This window comes from Vibrio glycogenivorans (assembly GCF_051660965.1).
GTDB lineage: Bacteria > Pseudomonadota > Gammaproteobacteria > Enterobacterales > Vibrionaceae > Vibrio.
Window position 1 is genome coordinate 1 of the sequence record NZ_JBPVIS010000007.1, and the last position, 18,184, is coordinate 18,184.

General features: G+C 49.4%; 16 protein-coding genes, 1 rRNA gene and 1 pseudogene. 2 read left to right on the plus strand and 16 right to left on the minus strand.

All coding sequences use genetic code 11. The features are described 5' to 3' along the window. From ACSTTG_RS14415 to ACSTTG_RS14430, 4 genes are all read right to left on the minus strand, one after another. Nucleotides 1-1,019 (minus strand): 16S ribosomal RNA (locus ACSTTG_RS14415); the annotation flags it as partial. Nucleotides 1,020-1,470: 451 nt separating this feature from the next. Next, complete coding sequence (gene hemG / locus ACSTTG_RS14420; RefSeq protein WP_438475329.1) at nt 1,471-1,998, minus strand: menaquinone-dependent protoporphyrinogen IX dehydrogenase; 528 nt, start codon at nt 1,996-1,998, stop codon at nt 1,471-1,473. Between the two features lie 11 nt (nt 1,999-2,009). Further along, nucleotides 2,010-3,467 (minus strand): TrkH family potassium uptake protein, encoded by a 1,458-nt coding sequence (locus ACSTTG_RS14425; RefSeq protein ID WP_438459642.1) that lies wholly within the window; start codon nt 3,465-3,467, stop codon nt 2,010-2,012. A 37-nt stretch (nt 3,468-3,504) separates the two neighbouring features. Further along, nucleotides 3,505-4,125 (minus strand): YigZ family protein, encoded by a 621-nt coding sequence (locus tag ACSTTG_RS14430; RefSeq protein ID WP_438475330.1) that lies wholly within the window; start codon nt 4,123-4,125, stop codon nt 3,505-3,507. A 205-nt stretch (nt 4,126-4,330) separates the two neighbouring features. On the opposite strand from ACSTTG_RS14430, the gene fadB reads away from it, so the two are divergent. Further along, nucleotides 4,331-6,502: a fatty acid oxidation complex subunit alpha FadB gene (fadB, locus tag ACSTTG_RS14435; protein WP_438475331.1), complete on the plus strand. Its 2,172-nt coding sequence runs from the start codon at nt 4,331-4,333 to the stop codon at nt 6,500-6,502. 26 nt (nt 6,503-6,528) lie between these two features. Then, nucleotides 6,529-7,692 (plus strand): acetyl-CoA C-acyltransferase FadA, encoded by a 1,164-nt coding sequence (fadA, locus tag ACSTTG_RS14440; protein ID WP_438475519.1) that lies wholly within the window; start codon nt 6,529-6,531, stop codon nt 7,690-7,692. A gap of 241 nt (nt 7,693-7,933) precedes the next feature. Here the strand turns inward: fadA and glmU are convergent, their stop codons facing one another. The 12 genes and pseudogenes from glmU to ACSTTG_RS14500 form a co-directional block, all read right to left on the minus strand. Next, entirely contained in the window at nt 7,934-9,292 is a 1,359-nt protein-coding gene (gene glmU, locus ACSTTG_RS14445) for a bifunctional UDP-N-acetylglucosamine diphosphorylase/glucosamine-1-phosphate N-acetyltransferase GlmU (protein WP_438475333.1), read from the minus strand. A 111-nt stretch (nt 9,293-9,403) separates the two neighbouring features. Further along, nucleotides 9,404-9,820 (minus strand): F0F1 ATP synthase subunit epsilon, encoded by a 417-nt coding sequence (locus ACSTTG_RS14450; protein ID WP_438459646.1) that lies wholly within the window; start codon nt 9,818-9,820, stop codon nt 9,404-9,406. Between the two features lie 23 nt (nt 9,821-9,843). Continuing rightward, complete coding sequence (gene atpD, locus ACSTTG_RS14455) at nt 9,844-11,247, minus strand: F0F1 ATP synthase subunit beta (protein ID WP_438475334.1); 1,404 nt, start codon at nt 11,245-11,247, stop codon at nt 9,844-9,846. 34 nt (nt 11,248-11,281) lie between these two features. Next, nucleotides 11,282-12,151 carry a F0F1 ATP synthase subunit gamma gene (gene atpG / locus ACSTTG_RS14460; RefSeq protein ID WP_438459648.1) on the minus strand — a complete coding sequence of 290 codons (870 nt, stop codon included), beginning with the start codon at nt 12,149-12,151 and terminating at the stop codon, nt 11,282-11,284. Nucleotides 12,152-12,185: 34 nt separating this feature from the next. Further along, entirely contained in the window at nt 12,186-13,727 is a 1,542-nt protein-coding gene (atpA, locus tag ACSTTG_RS14465) for a F0F1 ATP synthase subunit alpha (protein ID WP_438459649.1), read from the minus strand. Nucleotides 13,728-13,744: 17 nt separating this feature from the next. Further along, complete coding sequence (locus tag ACSTTG_RS14470) at nt 13,745-14,275, minus strand: F0F1 ATP synthase subunit delta (RefSeq protein ID WP_438475336.1); 531 nt, start codon at nt 14,273-14,275, stop codon at nt 13,745-13,747. A 15-nt stretch (nt 14,276-14,290) separates the two neighbouring features. Continuing rightward, nucleotides 14,291-14,761 carry a F0F1 ATP synthase subunit B gene (atpF, locus tag ACSTTG_RS14475; RefSeq protein ID WP_438459651.1) on the minus strand — a complete coding sequence of 157 codons (471 nt, stop codon included), beginning with the start codon at nt 14,759-14,761 and terminating at the stop codon, nt 14,291-14,293. Between the two features lie 73 nt (nt 14,762-14,834). After that, nucleotides 14,835-15,053 carry a F0F1 ATP synthase subunit C gene (atpE, locus tag ACSTTG_RS14480; protein WP_438459652.1) on the minus strand — a complete coding sequence of 73 codons (219 nt, stop codon included), beginning with the start codon at nt 15,051-15,053 and terminating at the stop codon, nt 14,835-14,837. Between the two features lie 43 nt (nt 15,054-15,096). Continuing rightward, nucleotides 15,097-15,921 (minus strand): F0F1 ATP synthase subunit A, encoded by an 825-nt coding sequence (gene atpB, locus ACSTTG_RS14485; RefSeq protein WP_438459653.1) that lies wholly within the window; start codon nt 15,919-15,921, stop codon nt 15,097-15,099. Beyond that, nucleotides 15,914-16,318 (minus strand): ATP synthase subunit I, encoded by a 405-nt coding sequence (locus ACSTTG_RS14490; protein ID WP_438459654.1) that lies wholly within the window; start codon nt 16,316-16,318, stop codon nt 15,914-15,916. The genes atpB and ACSTTG_RS14490 overlap by 8 nt, the downstream gene beginning before the upstream one ends. A gap of 365 nt (nt 16,319-16,683) precedes the next feature. After that, a pseudogene (locus ACSTTG_RS14495) lies at nt 16,684-17,379 on the minus strand (ParB/RepB/Spo0J family partition protein); the annotation flags it as partial. Between the two features lie 23 nt (nt 17,380-17,402). Continuing rightward, nucleotides 17,403-18,176, minus strand: coding sequence for a ParA family protein (locus ACSTTG_RS14500; protein WP_438459655.1), 774 nt, complete (start codon nt 18,174-18,176; stop codon nt 17,403-17,405). Between the last annotated feature and the right edge of the window lie 8 nt (nt 18,177-18,184).

Genomic DNA, 18,184 nt, shown 5'->3' on the forward strand with positions numbered 1-18,184 from the left:
AAAGTTCTCTGGATGTCAAGAGTAGGTAAGGTTCTTCGCGTTGCATCGAATTAAACCACATGCTCCACCGCTTGTGCGGGCCCCCGTCAATTCATTTGAGTTTTAATCTTGCGACCGTACTCCCCAGGCGGTCTACTTAACGCGTTAGCTCCGAAAGCCACGGCTCAAGGCCACAACCTCCAAGTAGACATCGTTTACGGCGTGGACTACCAGGGTATCTAATCCTGTTTGCTCCCCACGCTTTCGCATCTGAGTGTCAGTATCTGTCCAGGGGGCCGCCTTCGCCACCGGTATTCCTTCAGATCTCTACGCATTTCACCGCTACACCTGAAATTCTACCCCCCTCTACAGTACTCTAGATGACCAGTTTCAAATGCTGTTCCGAGGTTGAGCCCCGGGCTTTCACATCTGACTTAATCATCCACCTGCATGCGCTTTACGCCCAGTAATTCCGATTAACGCTCGCACCCTCCGTATTACCGCGGCTGCTGGCACGGAGTTAGCCGGTGCTTCTTCTGTCGCTAACGTCAAATACCGCAGCTATTAACTACGATACCTTCCTCACGACTGAAAGTGCTTTACAACCCGAAGGCCTTCTTCACACACGCGGCATGGCTGCATCAGGCTTGCGCCCATTGTGCAATATTCCCCACTGCTGCCTCCCGTAGGAGTCTGGACCGTGTCTCAGTTCCAGTGTGGCTGATCATCCTCTCAGACCAGCTAGGGATCGTCGCCTTGGTGAGCCATTACCTCACCAACTAGCTAATCCCACCTGGGCTAATCTTGACGCGAGAGGCCCGAAGGTCCCCCTCTTTGGCCCGAAGGCATTATGCGGTATTAGCTATCGTTTCCAATAGTTATCCCCCACATCAAGGCATATTCCCAGGCATTACTCACCCGTCCGCCGCTCGCCGCCCAGAAACGCACCCGAAGGATTGTAACTGTCGCTGCCGCTCGACTTGCATGTGTTAGGCCTGCCGCCAGCGTTCAATCTGAGCCATGATCAAACTCTTCAATTTAAGATTTTGTGACTCAATGAATACTGAACATTACATAAGTAATGTTTGAATTGACTGTGCCGAATCTAATGATTCGTAATGGTCACTTCGTTTCATTGAAATCTAAGTTGAAGCCTAAGCTTCATTTTCGATTATCATCAACGAGTGCCCACACAGATTGATAGGTTTATATTTTTAAAGAGCGTTGCTTTGAAGCTTTCCTTCAGAGCGGATGTGCATTTTAGCGATTTAAGTTTTCGTGTCAACCACTTTTTTAAATCTTTTTTCAAGCGATTCGCTTGAAGCGTTTTGCACCGCTAACCGTTTGGGTTTCTTTCGAAGCCATCCCGTGTCAGCGAGGTGGCATTATAGAGATTCGCGTTTGCTTGGCAAGGCTTTTTTCAAAGTTTTTTCGATTTTTATCGCAACCGAACACAAAGCGAGCAAAACACAGTAAAAACACCTATTTTGATTACATCTTATTAAAGGTTTCTGCGAATTTATCGACTTTTTGCCAATTGGTGTACTCTACCTCTTTGCTTGTATCCGTCTCACCACCGGTTAATGTCATTATTAACTTAATCATGTTTCTGTCGATCCAGTTATAACGGGGGTAATAGAGGGCACCAGCAAAAACGCCAATTAGGCTGGGTTGCCAGGGTGATTTCTTTAGGAACGTCTTTATATACACACTTCCTTCAGGGGTATCCTTACCTTGGTCTTCTTTACGAGCGGTCAGGTTGACACAAAAGAAAGCCGCATTTTTGCGGGTCAGACACTCTTTATTGGCTGAAACAAACCTATATAGCTTTTTATTCAGGTGACCATAGCGAATAGAAGCACCTATAAGGACTCGATCATAGTTTTCGATGTCTAATCCAAGTGACTGGTGCAAATCGACAACCTCACACTCAACACCTTCTAGCCGAGAAGCGATGTGGTTGATGATTTTCTTGGTTTGTCCTTCTCTTGAAGAGTAGAGTAACAATGCTTTTTCCAAATCGAGCTCCTTTAGCTTTTCCAAAATGCTGGGGTCAATAGAATAAGAAGGGTAAAGATCTCTAGGCGACCAAATAGCATCGAAACAATCAATACCCATTTGGCTTTGTCATTAATCTCGCCAAAATGCAGTGCCACCTCGCCCAAACCAGGGCCCAGGTTATTCAGAGTCGCCGCGACCGCAGAGAACGCACTGAGCTCATCCATCCCAGTCGCAATCAAACCCAGCATGCAAACCACAAACACCAATGCATAAGCCGAGAAGAATCCCCATACCGCATCCACCACACGCTGGGACAGGGCAGAACCGCCCACTTTGATCGTGTAGACCGCTCTTGGGTGAACCAAGCGTTTCAGTTCACGCGCACCTTGCAAAGTAAGCAATAAAATTCTGATCACCTTCATACCGCCACCGGTTGAGCCTGCACAGCCACCAATAAAAGAAGAGAACAATAGCAATACCGGCAAGAACAGCGGCCATTCAGAAAAACCAGTCGTCGTGAAACCAGCCGTGGTTGAGATCGATACCGTCTGGAACAGAGCTTGATCGAATGCATCGTAGGTCGAGTCATAAGAGTGGTGATTAAGCAGGATGGCAAAACAAACCACAAACAGCAGCGCCTGAATAAACAGAAAAGCTCGAAACTCGGGATCTCGCCAATAATACTTGGGGTGCACACCACCAGAGGCAAATGCAGCAAAGTGCAAAGAGTAGTTACATGCTGAGATCAGCAAGAACACCACCGTAATAAGGTTAATTGCATAGCTGTCAAAGTAGCCCATACTGGCATCGTGGGTAGAAAACCCCCCAATCGCAATGGTTGAGAAGCTGTGACTAATCGCATCAAACGGCGTCATTCCCGCCATCCAGAAGGAGAGGGCACAGCCAATCGTCAGACTAAGATAGATGTACCACAGTGCTTTGGCCGTCTCTGCAATCCTTGGCGTCATCTTAGTGTCTTTAACTGGTCCTGGAATTTCGGCGCGGTAGAGCTGCATGCCACCGATCCCCAAAACGGGAAGAATAGCGACTGCCAGCACGATGATACCCATGCCACCAAACCATTGCAGGAGCTGGCGATAGAACAAGATAGCCTTAGGCAAGTCATCAAGGCCAACAATAACCGTCGCACCTGTGGTGGTTAAAGCAGAGAAAGACTCAAAAAAAGCATCTGTGACCGAGATGGCTGGGTCATCGGAGATCAGGAAAGGCAGCGAACCTGCACTACCCAATACCGTCCAAAATAACACCACAATCAAAAAGCCATCGCGCGCCTTGAGCTCGTGACGATGACGTCGATTGGGAAACCAGAATAAGAAGCCGGCAAACAGCAGCACAAAAAAGGTGGTGACAAAAGGCACACCCGCACCGTCACGGTAGATCAACGCCACCAACGCAGGCGCAAGCATAGTGACACTAAATAGGGCAAGCAATAGCCCAACGATGCGAATTATGGATCGAAATTGCATGAGTAGTTATCGAAGCGAGCTTCACTTTTCCTTGTGGTTATTTGTCTTGCGACGTCACTATCGCTTTCGCGCCGCTTTTATTAACGACAGCTTCGGTAAACGAGGAGACTTGATTAACCTCAATCTCAACCGTTAGCTCGACGTTTTCAGCATAGTTGGCAGCAATCTCTAGCGCACCAAATTGGCCAAGCATCGACTGTAAGATCGGCACAAAACTGTAGTCTAACGCTATCACTAGGTTTGTGGTGATTTTTTTCTCTATTGTTTGCAGTACCTTAAGGGCTTGTTGTACCCCTCCACCGTAGGCTTTCACTAAGCCTCCGGTACCCAGCTTGATGCCACCAGAGTAACGCGTCACTACCGCCGTGATCTCTCCCACGCCAGAGCCTGACAGTTGCGCCAGAATCGGCTTGCCTGCCGTCCCCGATGGCTCACCGTCGTCGCTAAAGCCCCACAACATTGAATTCTCTGGTCGGCCAGCGACAAACCCCCAGCAATTATGTCTGGCGGCCGAGTGCTGCTGCTTGATCTGCTCAACAAAGGCTTTCGCCGCCTCAACGCTGGGAGTATGGGCGAGATGAGTGATAAACACACTCTTTTTGATTTCTTCTTCAAAAATAGCGGCTTGCTGAGGAATTAGATAGGGCTGATTGTTCATATTGCTACGTTGCAGGCTGTGGTCGAGGGAGTTTATCACGAACTCTGGCGTAGACAGAATAGTCAACAGGCACCACAATGTTAAACACTTGTTTAAATTTTGTATTGAAATTCACCAAAAGCCGTCGCAAACTAAAACTACTGGTCTAACCAGATAATTATAACAAGAACCCCTACAACCTCATCGTAAGTCATGGAGATAGACAATGATTTACCAATCAGACGCTATTGTAGTAAAGGAAGTACAACCGGGCGTGGCCGAACTTTGCTTCGACTCCCCCGGCTCGGTTAATAAGCTCGACCTCGCAACACTGGAATCATTGGATAAGGCCATTGATGCCGTAAGTGCCCATTCAGCCCTCAAGGGGTTGATACTGACGTCCAATAAAGATGCCTTCATTGTTGGTGCTGATATCACTGAGTTCCTTGGCCTATTTGCTAAGCCTCATGAGCAGCTAGATCAATGGCTTCAGTACGCTAATAGTATCTTCACCAAACTCGAAGATTTACCGATGCCGACTCTCTCAGCAGTAAAAGGTCACACATTAGGTGGCGGATGTGAGTGTGTACTTGCCACCGACATTCGCATTGGTGACTCAACCACCAGCATCGGCCTACCTGAAACCAAGTTGGGTATTATGCCGGGGTTTGGTGGTTGTGTGCGTCTACCTCGCGTGATTGGTGCGGACAATGCGATGGAGATCATCACCCAAGGTAAGGCATGCCGCGCCGGCGAGGCCTTAAAGCTTGGACTGATCGATGCCATTGTCGATCAAGACAACCTTACCCAGTCTGCACTGAGCACGCTTGAGTTAGCCATCAACGAAAAAATTGACTGGCAAGCTAGGCGACAACAAAAGTTGGCAGCACTGAGACTGAGTAAACTCGAAGCCATAATGAGTTTCACCACCGCCAAAGGACTCGTGGTACAAAAGGTAGGTAAGCACTACCCAGCGCCAATGAGTGCAGTGAAAGCGATAGAGGAAGCCGCAACCTTGGGCCGTGATGCTGCACTGGATATCGAGCGTGATTACTTTATCCGCCTGACCAAAACCCCAGAGGCAAAAGCCTTGGTCGGGCTCTTTCTCAACGATCAGTACATCAAGGCGATTGCCAAGCGAGCGAGCAAATCGGTACATCGTTCTACCAATCGCGCTGCGGTGCTTGGTGCAGGGATCATGGGTGGTGGGATCGCCTATCAATCGGCGCTCAAGGGCGTACCTGTGGTTATGAAGGACATCGCTCAATCGTCACTCGACCTTGGAATGAGTGAGGCCAGCAAGTTACTCAATCAGCGCCTTGAGCGAGGACGTATTGATGGCTACGCCATGGCTGAGATTCTTTCCGCCATTACACCGAGTCTTCACTATGTAGGCTTTAACGACGTTGATGTCGTGGTTGAGGCGGTGGTCGAAAACCCTAAAGTCAAAAGAGCCGTGCTGAGCGAGGTTGAAAATCAAGTCACTGCCGATACGGTGCTGACCTCCAACACTTCAACGATTCCTATCAACTTGCTCGCACGATCCTTGCAGCGCCCAGAAAACTTCTGTGGGATGCACTTTTTTAACCCCGTACATCGCATGCCTTTAGTCGAGGTGATCCGCGGTGAGCACACATCAGATGAGACCATCAATCGAGTTGTGGCTTATGCGGCCAAAATGGGCAAATCTCCCATTGTGGTCAACGACTGCCCGGGCTTCTTTGTCAATCGGGTGCTGTTTCCCTATTTTGGCGGCTTCAATCTACTATTACGTGATGGCGCGGACTTTACTCAGATTGACCAGGTGATGGAAAAGCAGTTTGGCTGGCCTATGGGACCGGCCTATCTACTGGATGTAGTCGGTATCGATACAGCGCACCACGCCCAGCAAGTCATGGCTAAAGGTTATCCCAAGCGCATGGGCAAACAAGGACGCGATGCGATTGATGCCTTGTTTGATGCCAACAATTTTGGTCAAAAGAATGGTGATGGTTTTTATCACTACACCACGGATAAAAAAGGCAAGCCGAAGAAAACCCTCTCTGACACTATATTGCCGGTACTGGCCGATGTATGCAGTGAACCACAAACGTTTGATCAACACACCATCATAGAGCGAATGATGATTCCAATGATTAACGAGGTCGTGCTGTGTCTCGAAGAAGGCATCATTGCCAGTGCAGAAGAGGCTGATATGGCGCTGATTTATGGCCTTGGCTTTCCACCATCCAAAGGCGGTGCGCTGCGCTTCCTTGATAACCTTGGCTTAGATCAGTTTATCGCGATGGCGAAACAGTACTCTCATCTCGGCGCTATGTATCAAATACCGAAGATGCTCACGGATATGGCCGCCAAGGGCGAGTCCTTTTATCGCAACCAGCAACAAGGCTCAATCTAAGGAGGAGACATCAAATGGACTCGCAAATCAAAAATGTTGTCGTGGTGGACTGTCTACGGACCCCGATGGGACGCTCCAAGGGTGGTGCCTTTCGTCATACCCGCGCGGAAGATCTGTCTGCCCACCTGATGAAAGGGCTCTTGGCGCGCAACCCTGAGGTTAATCCTAACGAAATAGAAGATATCTACTGGGGCTGTGTGCAGCAGACTCTAGAGCAGGGTTTTAATGTCGCGCGCAATGCTGCGCTGCTCGCCGGCCTGCCGATTGAGATTGGAGCCGTCACCATTAACCGCCTATGCGGCTCATCAATGCAGGCTTTGCATGATGCGGCGCGCTCAATCATGACGGGTGATGCGGATATCTGCCTGATCGGAGGAGTCGAGCATATGGGGCATGTGCCGATGACCCATGGGGTCGACTTTCACCCAGGCCTTGCCAAGCATGTGGCTAAAGCCGCTGGAATGATGGGGCTGACCGCAGAGATGCTCGGCAAACTGCACGGCATCAGTCGCGAGCAGCAAGACCAGTTTGCCGCTCGCTCTCACGCCAGAGCACATGCGGCAAGCATAGAAGGGCGCTTTAGCCGGGAGATCCTAGCGACTGAAGGCCATGACGCCAATGGCTCTCTGTTTACCCTTGAGTATGACGAGGTGATCCGCCCTGAAACAACAGTGGAGGGTCTGTCACAGCTGCGCCCAGTCTTTGACCCTGCGAACGGCACCGTCACTGCGGGCTCATCTTCTGCACTTTCAGATGGCGCCTCAGCGATGCTGATCATGAGTGAAGAAAAGGCGCATGCACTTGGCGTGACCATCCGCGCTCGAATTAAAGCCATGGCCATTGCTGGCTGCGACCCTTCCATTATGGGCTATGGCCCAGTACCCGCCAGCCAAAAAGCGCTCAAACGTGCAGGCCTATCCATCGAGGATATCGATATCGTCGAGCTCAATGAGGCCTTTGCGGCTCAGTCTCTCCCTTGTGCCAAAGACCTCGGTCTTTTGGAGGTCATGGAAGAGAAGGTTAACCTCAACGGCGGCGCCATCGCACTCGGCCACCCACTAGGCTGCTCAGGCGCACGCATCACGACGACACTGATCAACCTAATGGAAGACAGGGATGCGAAGTACGGGTTAGCGACGATGTGTATTGGGTTGGGGCAGGGGATTGCTACTGTGTTTGAACGACCTTAATGACAGGGGCAGGGACGTTTCACTTCGAGGTGCGGGGAGCGAGTGTCCTCACAGGTGGATGGTTCCTTCTCCCTACAGAGTAAGGGTAACGCTCGAAGCTCAAATATTTTGACTGGGTTTGGATGAACGATAGCTACAGGCTTAACCGGTCTTAAACATGAGGACGTGGGAGCAAGGGCTCTCAGCGTACTGAAAACTCCTCGCTCCCCGAAGGGCAAAGCCCGTCCCCGAGCCTCGCCCCTTATTTTTTAACCGGTCGCTGCCAGTCCGCCACGCGGCGCTCTTTGGCGCGAGTGATGACTAACTGGCCTTGCTCGACCGACTTGGTCAGCGTGGTGCCCGCGCCGATAGTTGCGCCATCAGCGATGGTCACTGGCGCCACCAGCTGGGAGTCAGAGCCAACGAATACATCGTCACCAATGATGGTTTTGTGTTTGTTCGCGCCATCGTAGTTACAAGTGATCGTGCCTGCGCCAATATTGGTGCGTTGACCGATTTGAGCGTCACCTAGGTAGGTCAGGTGGTTGGCTTTTGAGCCCTCACCAAGTGTGGCGTTTTTCACCTCAACAAAGTTACCAACGTGCGCATCGTTACGCAGCTCAGCGCCTGGGCGCAAGCGAGTGAATGGACCTACGGTACACTCTTCACCGACGGTTGCTCCCTCAATCACACTGTATGGACGGATCACGGTGTTGTCATCAATCTCACAGTCGATCAGCACAGAGCCCGCACCAACCTTGACGTTATCGCCAAGTGAAACCGTGCCCTCGATGATCACGTTAGCATCGATTTCACAGTCCATGCCGCACTGCAGTTGGCCACGCAGGTCGAAGCGCGCTGGGTCACGTAGCATCACGCCCTGCTTAAGCAGTTTCTGCGCTTGGTCTTGCTGGAAGGCACGCTCTAGACGCGCAAGCTGGGCGCGATCATTAACACCTTCAACCTCAATTGTGCTTTGTGGATGAACCGCTTCCACTGCGCGGCCTTCGTTGTGGGCTGCCGCAATCACATCAGTAAGGTAGTATTCACCCTGTGCGTTATCATTATTTAGACCCGCGAGCCAGCGCTTCAGATCACCGCCTGTTGCGACTAGCACGCCAGTATTAATCTCATTGATCAGCTTCTGCTCATCGGTCGCATCTTTTTGCTCAACGATCGCCACAACAGGGCCATTCTTGCGCACGATACGACCGTAACCCGTTGGGTTATCCAATACCACGGTCAGCAGTGCGATACCGCCGTTAGGCTGCGCCTCAAGCAAGGCGTCGATAGTCTGCTCAGAGATTAGTGGTACGTCGCCATAGAGAACCAGGACTTTTTCATCATCAGCGAAGCTCGGTGAAGCTTGGTCAACCGCATGGCCCGTACCTAGCTGCTCGCCTTGTAGCACCCAGTTAACTGGCTCATCCGCCAAAACGGCTTTCATTTGATCGCCACCATGGCCATAAACCAAGTGGACATTCTGTGCCCCAAGGCCTTTACACGTGTCAATCACGTGCTTAACCATCGGCTTACCTGCTAGAGTATGGAGCACTTTAGGTTTGGTTGAGTACATACGGGTTCCCTTACCCGCCGCCAGAATCACCGCGCTAAACTTCATTGTATTGCCTGCTTATAATTGTATGTAAGTGTGTGCTTATTCTAGACAAAACCTACAAAAAAGGCAGCCAATAGGCTGCCTTTTTACACAATGAAAGCAAAGTTTCATCTTCTAGCGACGTTTTTTCACTAGCTCGATTACTTTCAGCTGGGCGATCGCTTTCGCCAGTTCAGCTGAGGCACGTGCAAAGTCGACATCACCATGGTTGCCAGTCATCAGTTGCTCAGCGCGACGCTTTGCTTCTTCTGCTTTGGCCTGGTCAAGGTCTTCCGCACGGATTGCCGTATCAGCCAGAATAGTCACATCGTAAGCCTGAACTTCCAGAATGCCACCCGAAAGGTAGACAATTTGCTCTTTCTTGTCCTTGGTTACAATGCGAACCATGCCAGGGCGAATGCGCGTTAGCAGAGGTGTGTGGTTAGCCAACACACCCAAATCACCCTGTTCACCCGAAACCTGGATGCTTGCAGCAGAGCCGGAGAAAATACGTTTCTCAGCACTCACTACGTCCAAATGGAAGGTGCTCATAAAGCCTCCTTATCAGTCTCGAGTTACAGCTTCTTCGCGTTCTCTAGTGCGTCATCGATCGTACCGCAGTACATGAACGCCTGCTCAGGGATATCATCGTACTCACCAGCCAGTAGGCCTTTAAAGCCACGGATCGTGTCTTTCAGTGATACGTAGATGCCTGGAGAACCAGTAAATACCTCAGCAACGTGGTAAGGCTGAGTTAGGAAACGCTCAATCTTACGTGCACGAGATACGACTTGCTTATCTTCTTCAGAAAGCTCGTCCATACCTAGGATCGCGATGATATCTTTAAGCTCTTTATAGCGTTGCAGCGTTTGCTGAACGTTACGAGCTACGTCGTAGTGCTCTTGACCAACAACCAATGGGTCAAGCTGACGAGAGCTTGAGTCCAATGGGTCGATCGCAGGGTATAGACCCATGGCTGCGATGTTACGGTTAAGTACAACCGTTGCATCCAAGTGCGCGAACGTCGTTGCTGGAGACGGGTCAGTCAAGTCATCCGCAGGTACGTATACCGCCTGAACCGACGTGATAGAGCCTTGCTTAGTTGACGTGATACGCTCCTGAAGTACACCCATCTCTTCTGCAAGAGTTGGCTGGTAACCTACCGCAGAAGGCATACGACCTAGCAGTGCTGATACCTCAGTACCGGCAAGCGTGTAACGGTAGATGTTATCAATGAACAGCAGTACGTCACGACCTTCATCACGGAAACGCTCCGCCATGGTTAGACCGGTTAGTGCGACGCGCAGACGGTTGCCTGGTGGCTCGTTCATCTGACCGTAAACCATCGCTACTTTTGACTCTTCAGGCTTCTCAACGTTTACAACGCCCGCTTCCTGCATCTCAAAGTAGAAGTCGTTACCCTCACGAGTACGCTCACCAACACCGGCAAATACTGATAGACCTGAGTGTTGGATAGCGATGTTGTTGATAAGCTCCATCATGTTAACGGTCTTACCAACACCCGCACCACCGAATAGACCGATCTTACCACCCTTAGCGAATGGACAGATTAGGTCGATTACCTTAACGCCGGTCTCTAGCAGCTCAGTAACGTTAGACTGCTCTTCATAGCTTGGTGCTTCACGGTGGATAGAGTAAGTCTCTTCCGCACCGACTTCACCACGCTCGTCGATTGCATCACCTAGAACGTTCATGATACGACCTAGGGTCTTAGTACCTACTGGTACCGAAATTGGAGCGCCAGTGTTTTCAACTTCAACACCACGACGTAAACCATCTGAGCTACCCATAACGATACAACGCACGACGCCACCGCCAAGCTGTTGTTGTACTTCAAGAACTAGACGCTCTTTAGTACCCGTTACGTTTAGAGCGTCGTATACACTTGGTACATCGCTCTGTGCAAACTCTACGTCGACTACCGCACCGATGATCTGTACGATCTTACCTGTAGCCATCGTTAATCCTCTAAATTAGTTTCTTATACCTAAATTAAACCGCTGCCGCGCCCGAAACAATCTCAGAAAGCTCTTGCGTGATCGCTGCTTGACGAGCCTTGTTGTACACAAGTTCAAGCTCTTCAATCAGGTTGCCTGCGTTGTCTGTTGCGGCTTTCATCGCAATCATTCGTGCAGCCATTTCACATGCAAGATTTTCCACTACGCCTTGGTAAACCTGTGATTCAATGAATCGGTCCATCAGGGTGTTCAGTAGTGCTTTCTCATTCGATTCAAACATATAGCTCCACGCATGTTTGAACTCTGCATCGTTATCGCTTAGCTGTTTAGGCAAAGGTATCAATTGGTCAATTTTTGGTTCTTGCGTCATTGAGTTAACAAACTCGTTGAACACCAAGTACAAACGGTCAATATCCCCTTCTTCATACTTCTTCAGCATGACCTTGATTGGACCGATAAGGTCATCAAGAGTAGGGGAGTCACCCAGACCAGCAGTCTGAGCAACCACGTTGGCGCCAAGGCTATTGAAGAAAGAGGTCGCTTTTGCGCCGATCACAGCGATATCAACCTCAACCCCTTTCTCTGCCCACTCGTTCATCTGTGCCGTTGACTGCTTGAACATGTTGATGTTCAAGCCGCCACACAGACCACGATCGGTGGAGATAACAATGTATCCCACACGCTTGGCCTCACGTTCCACTAGAAACGGATGTTTGTAATCCAGTGTACCGTTTGCTAAATGACCAATGACTTTACGTATATTCTCGGCGTATGGACGAGGGCCTTCCATTGCGTCTTGCGTACGACGCATTTTAGAAGCCGCTACCATTTCCATCGCTTTGGTGATCTTCTGAGTGCTTTTGACACTCCCAATCTTGCTACGAATTTCTTTTGTATTGGCCATCGTTACACTCCGTCAGTATCAAACCTGGTGGCAATTACCAAGTCTGAGTCGCTTTGAAATCATCCACTAGCTCTTTCAGCTTGGCTTCGATTTCATCGTTGTAAGCACCTGACTGGTCAATGTCAGCCGCAAGATCTGCGTACTGAGCACGAGCGTACGATAGTAGTGCCGCTTCGAAGTCTAGAAGCTTGCTCAGCTCCACGTCTTCCAAGTAACCACGTTCTGCTGCGTAGATAACAAGCGCTTGGTCGAATACCGACATTGGCGCGTACTGTTTCTGCTTCATCAGTTCAGTTACTTTTTGACCGTGGTCTAGCTGCTTCTTCGTCGCTTCATCAAGATCTGATGAGAACTGAGCGAAAGCCGCCAGTTCACGGTAAGCCGCTAGTGCAGTACGGATACCGCCAGATAGCTTCTTGATGATCTTGGTTTGCGCTGCACCACCTACACGAGATACTGAGATACCTGGGTCAACCGCTGGGCGAACACCCGCGTTGAATAGCTCAGTCTGTAGGAAGATCTGACCATCGGTAATCGAGATTACGTTGGTCGGTACGAAGGCAGATACGTCACCCGCTTGGGTTTCGATGATCGGCAGTGCCGTCAGCGAGCCAGTCTTACCTTTCACTTCACCGTTAGTGAAGCGCTCTACGTAATCTTCGTTTACGCGAGCGGCACGCTCTAGTAGGCGTGAGTGGAGGTAGAATACGTCACCTGGGAATGCTTCACGACCTGGTGGACGCTTAAGCAGTAGCGAGATTTGACGGTAAGCAACCGCTTGCTTAGACAGGTCATCGTAAACAATCAGTGCGTCTTCACCGCGGTCGCGGAAGTACTCACCCATTGCACAACCTGCGTATGGCGCAAGGTATTGCAGTGCCGCTGACTCAGAGGCTGATGCCACAACCACGATAGTGTTTTGCAGTGCACCGTGCTCTTCTAGCTTACGTACTACGTTAGCAATCGTTGACGCTTTTTGGCCAATCGCTACGTAGATTGAGAAGATGCCTGAATCTTTCTGGTTAATGATCGCATCAATCGCCATTGCGGTTTTACCGGTCTGACGGTCACCGATGATAAGCTCACGCTGACCACGGCCGATTGGGATCATTGAGTCAACAGACTTGTAGCCTGTTTGTACTGGTTGGTCTACCGACTTACGGTCGATTACACCCGGTGCAATCACTTCTACTGGCGATGTCAGTGAAGAGTTGATTGGGCCTTTACCATCGATAGGCTGACCTAGGGTGTTTACCACACGGCCAAGTAGCTCAGGGCCAACAGGCACCTCAAGGATACGACCTGTACCAGTAACCTTCATGCCTTCTTTAAGGTCGGCATAAGGACCCATAACTACAGCACCTACAGAGTCACGCTCTAGGTTAAGTGCTAGTGCAAAACGATTGCCCGGAAGCTCAATCATTTCACCTTGCATCACGTCCTCAAGGCCGTGAATGCGAATGATACCGTCGCTTACAGAAACGATAGTACCCTCGTTGCGAGCTTCAGAGACTACTTCGAATTTTTCAATTCGTGCTCTGATTAGTTCGCTAATTTCCGTGGAATTAAGTTGCATTGCTCCAATTCCCCTAATTAAGACTGAATCGTGTCTTTAAGACGTGTGAGGCGGCTAACCAGTGAGTTATCCAATACTGTGTCACCGATACGGATGACAGCACCACCAATGAGCTCTTCATCGACCTGGCAGTTAAGCTGAACCGTGCAGTCAAGACGCTTTTCTAGGCTTGCTGTCAGTTCCGCTAGCTGAGCTTCGGTCATGGCAAAAGGCGTCGTTACCGACACTTCTTTTGAGTTAGAGGCTTCAACAGTGAGGCGCGTGTATTGATGATAAATGTCACCTAGCGCTGAGGTACGGTGATTTTCAATAACCACTTTCAAAAAGTTTTGAAAGGCGTGATCGAACTGGTCACCGGCAACATCAACATACAATTGCACCAATTGCTCTGGCTGCCAGCTTAGCGCTGCGGTCTTCAGCTCTTTGACTGATGACATCTCAGTGGCAAACTCCAGCATCTGAGACCATTTTTCAATCGCCCCATTGTCACTGGCGTAGCCATAGGCTGCCTTCGCGTATGGTCGAGCAATAGTTGTCAAATCCGACATGCTGATGCCCTCCCGTTACAGTTTCGCTGAAATCCCATCAAGAATATCTTGATGAGCAGCTGGGTCGATCGAACGCTCGATGATTTTCTCAGCGCCTAAAATAGCCAGCTCAGCTACGTCTTTCTTCAGCTCATTGCGCGTACGCAATGTCTCAGCTTCAAGCTCAGAGCGACCTTGTTCAAGGATCTGCTCACGCTCTTGCTGCGCTTCTTGACGAGCTTCATCTAGGATCTGAGCTTTGCGTTTATTCGCTTGCTCAATGATCTCTAGCGCTTGCTTCTTAGCATCTTTTAACTGATCTGCTGCGTTGTGTTTCGCCAAATCCAGCGCCTTGTCAGCACGTTGTGCTGACTCAAGGCCTTCAGAGATTTTCTTTTGTCGCTCTTCAATGGCAGCCAAGATTGGCGGCCATACGTTCTTCATACAGAACCAAACGAAGAGGATAAACGCGATTGCTTGTCCCAGCAGAGTTGCATTGATATTCACAATGACCCTCCTTTATCCATGGTATGTCTCGAGCACAAGGTCGAGACGCTATAACTCAATAAGAGAAAGGGGATTACAGTGCGAACAGCATGTACATTGAGATACCAACACCGATCATTGGTACCGCATCAAGTAGACCTGCTAGGATGAACATGTTGGTTTGTAGAACTGGTGCCATTTCTGGTTGACGAGCTACTGACTCAAGGAATTTACCGCCAAGAATAGCGAAACCAAAACCAGTTGCGATAGCACACGTACCTAGAAGTAGAGCAACAACCAAATAGATATCCATAATAATCTCCGAAATAGTTATAAATAAAATTAATAGTTAGTAATTAGTGAGAGTCATTACTCGCCATGCTTAGATAAACGATCGTCAGCATTGTAAAAATAAAGGCTTGCAGAGTAATAACCAGAATATGGAAAACTGCCCAAATGATGTGAGCTATAACACCTAGACCACCTAGAACCACACCTGCAGTGTAAGTAACCGCGATCAGGATGAAGATAAGTTCACCTGAGTACATGTTACCGTACAGACGTAGTGATAGGGAGACGGGTTTAGCCAGCAATGAAACGGTTTCCAGAACTAAGTTGAAAGGTATCAACGCCTTGTTGTTGATCGGATGAAGCGTAAATTCCTTTACAAATCCCTTAAATCCTTTGTACTTAATGTGGTAAACCACCGTCAGTACTAGGACACCCAATGCAAGTGCTAGTGTGACATTCAAGTCGACCGTAGGTACGAGCTTGAAGTAATCAGCCCCAGCGTATCCCATTAGATGCGGGATAAAGTCTACTGGCACTAAGTCCATCAGGTTCATTAGGAAGATCCAGACAAACAAAGTTAACGCCAGAGGTGCGACTAACTTATCACGTCCATGAAAAGCGTTCTTACAGATCTCATCGACCTGCTCGACCATGATTTCAACGAAACACTGTAGCTTTCCAGGAACGCCCGTGGTTGCATTTTTTCCGACCCGATAAAACAACCACAAAAATAGTGCACCGAGCGTTACGGAGACCAACAGAGAGTCCCAGTGCAACGTCCAGAACCCAGCATCATAACAACCCTTGTTGGTTGCAATGCCACCATCAACCAAACACACTTTGGCGTTGGTCAGGTGGTGCTGGATATATTCCTGCGGAGTATCAGCCATGGTTAATCCCATTTTTTTGAAAAAATAATATTGGTGATAACCAGAAGATCAGGATGGTCAGTTTGTACCCAGTAAAGAAGGCTCCGGGTTGAAGAAGCTCCGATACTGAGAACACCAACACAAACATCACTATGGTGAACACCAGCTTTAGCGTCCAACCAATGAGTATGAACCCCAACAGCACAACGCCATCAGAGCCCGGTCTTGGTAAGAACGCAAACAGAGCGTAAATGTAGTTTGCAAAGACCGCAATAAGCCCGCCTTTGAGAACAAAGCGAGCCGAATCTTGACCAAACTTCCAATACGCAATACTCGCGATGAGCATGACAAATATCAGCTGAAGATGAACCACACGAAATGCGGCTCGACCCTGTGCACTTCTATTTGAAATTAACATCGAGAGCACCTGTTTCCTTTCTAATCACCTAGAGTAAGAGTCAAGTTAGGAGAAATCCACTCTAAATAGGTGAAAAATCATGCAGAATTATATCTGCAATCAATTAAAAGACAATTGTTAGCCCGCCCGTGGGCGTAACATTCCATTAAGAATGTGACCTATGATTACTTAACAATTAAATCCAATTGTTTCAACACTGTTATCAATTGACTTTCATCTTTAAAATCGATGAGTACCTTGCCAACGCCCTTGGCTGAGATTTGGACGTTCACAGAGGTGTTCAGCTGTGACTGCAGTTGCTCTAGCATCAGGTTGGTTTCCTGAGCGAGCTGGACCTTTTCCGTCTTAGGCTTGTTATCACCTTGTAACGATTTCTTCACCAAGGCCTCGGTTTGACGTACGGTCAGTTTCTTTTTCGCCACCTGCAGCGCGATCTCAGGCTGCTGTTCAATAGGTAGCGCTAACAGCGCGCGAGCGTGTCCCATCTCAAGGACTTTTTGCTCAACCAGCGATTTTACATCGTCATTAAGCTGATTTAAGCGCAACAGGTTGCTTACCGTAACACGAGACTTGCCGATCACCTCAGCGATTTGTTGATGAGTTAATGAAAACTCATCTTGCAGACGCTCAAGCGCTTGCGCCTCTTCGATCGCGTTAAGATCTTCACGCTGAATGTTCTCGATCAGCGCCATCGCAACGGCGGCGCGATCTTGCACGTTCTTAACCAGACAAGGCACCTGCTTAAGACCCGCGAGCTTGGCTGCACGCCAACGGCGCTCACCAGCAATGATCTCAAAACGCTCGTTGCCCACCTGTCTGACCACAATCGGCTGGATGATCCCTTGCGATTGAATCGAAGCAGAGAGTTCAGCGAGCGCTTCGTCTGACATGTCTTTACGCGGTTGGTAGACACCCGGTTGCAGCTGGTGGATCGACAAATCCGTCAGTTCACCATCGTTTGATAGTGCCTGACTCTGGGTTGCCACCTGCTGCTTCTCACGAGCAATAGAACTGGTTGCAAGCAGGGCATCGAGCCCTTTACCTAGACCACGTTTAGACATGAAATTATCCTATAGAAATCTGATTAAGCAGGGACTTCGTCGCGACGCAACATTTCTCCCGCCAGCGCGAGATATGCCTTAGCGCCTGCGGAGTATTTATCGTAGTACATTGCGGGTTTACCGTGACTTGGCGCTTCGGCCAAACGTACATTACGCGGGATCACGGTGCGATAAACCTTATTGCCAAAATGCTTTTTGAGCTGATCGGAAACTTCACTGGAGAGACGATTACGTGGGTCGTACATCGTTCGCAGCAACCCTTCAATCTTAAGGTTTTCGTTCACTACGGCTGCCAACTTACTGATGGTATCCATCAGAGCAGTTAGCCCTTCAAGGGCAAAATACTCACACTGCATTGGCACCAGAACCGAGTCTGCCGCTGCCATCGCATTGATAGTAAGTAGGTTTAGAGAGGGAGGGCAATCGATAAATATGAAATCATAGTTATCACGAATCGATGCTAGCGCGTTTTTTAATCGAACCTCACGCGCAAAGACTTCCATCAGCTTTATCTCTGCTGCAGTCACATCACCGTTCGCTGCCACCAAGTCATAGTGACCCGCTGTTTTGCCACACACCACTTGGTCAAATGGCACGTCTTCCACCAACAGGTCATAGGCGGTCGCATCGACTTGATATTTATCGACACCACTGGCCATCGTCGCGTTTCCTTGCGGATCCAAATCGATAACCAATACATTACGTTTTGTGGCCGCCATTGAGGCTGCCAAGTTGACACAGGTGGTCGTTTTACCAACGCCACCCTTCTGATTCGCTATTGCTACAATCTTACCCACGGTCCATC

Bases quoted from the DNA above. Each gene is read 5' to 3' on its own strand.
- ACSTTG_RS14425 (WP_438459642.1), bottom strand. From the start codon at position 3,467: ATGCAATTTCGATCCATAATTCGCATCGTTGGGCTATTGCTTGCCCTA.
- ACSTTG_RS14430 (WP_438475330.1), bottom strand. From the start codon at position 4,125: ATGAACAATCAGCCCTATCTAATTCCTCAGCAAGCCGCTATTTTTGAA.
- fadB (WP_438475331.1), top strand. From the start codon at position 4,331: ATGATTTACCAATCAGACGCTATTGTAGTAAAGGAAGTACAACCGGGC.
- glmU (WP_438475333.1), bottom strand. From the start codon at position 9,292: ATGAAGTTTAGCGCGGTGATTCTGGCGGCGGGTAAGGGAACCCGTATG.
- ACSTTG_RS14450 (WP_438459646.1), bottom strand. From the start codon at position 9,820: ATGAGCACCTTCCATTTGGACGTAGTGAGTGCTGAGAAACGTATTTTC.
- atpD (WP_438475334.1), bottom strand. From the start codon at position 11,247: ATGGCTACAGGTAAGATCGTACAGATCATCGGTGCGGTAGTCGACGTA.
- atpG (WP_438459648.1), bottom strand. From the start codon at position 12,151: ATGGCCAATACAAAAGAAATTCGTAGCAAGATTGGGAGTGTCAAAAGC.
- atpA (WP_438459649.1), bottom strand. From the start codon at position 13,727: ATGCAACTTAATTCCACGGAAATTAGCGAACTAATCAGAGCACGAATT.
- ACSTTG_RS14470 (WP_438475336.1), bottom strand. From the start codon at position 14,275: ATGTCGGATTTGACAACTATTGCTCGACCATACGCGAAGGCAGCCTAT.
- atpE (WP_438459652.1), bottom strand. From the start codon at position 15,053: ATGGATATCTATTTGGTTGTTGCTCTACTTCTAGGTACGTGTGCTATC.
- atpB (WP_438459653.1), bottom strand. From the start codon at position 15,921: ATGGCTGATACTCCGCAGGAATATATCCAGCACCACCTGACCAACGCC.
- ACSTTG_RS14490 (WP_438459654.1), bottom strand. From the start codon at position 16,318: ATGTTAATTTCAAATAGAAGTGCACAGGGTCGAGCCGCATTTCGTGTG.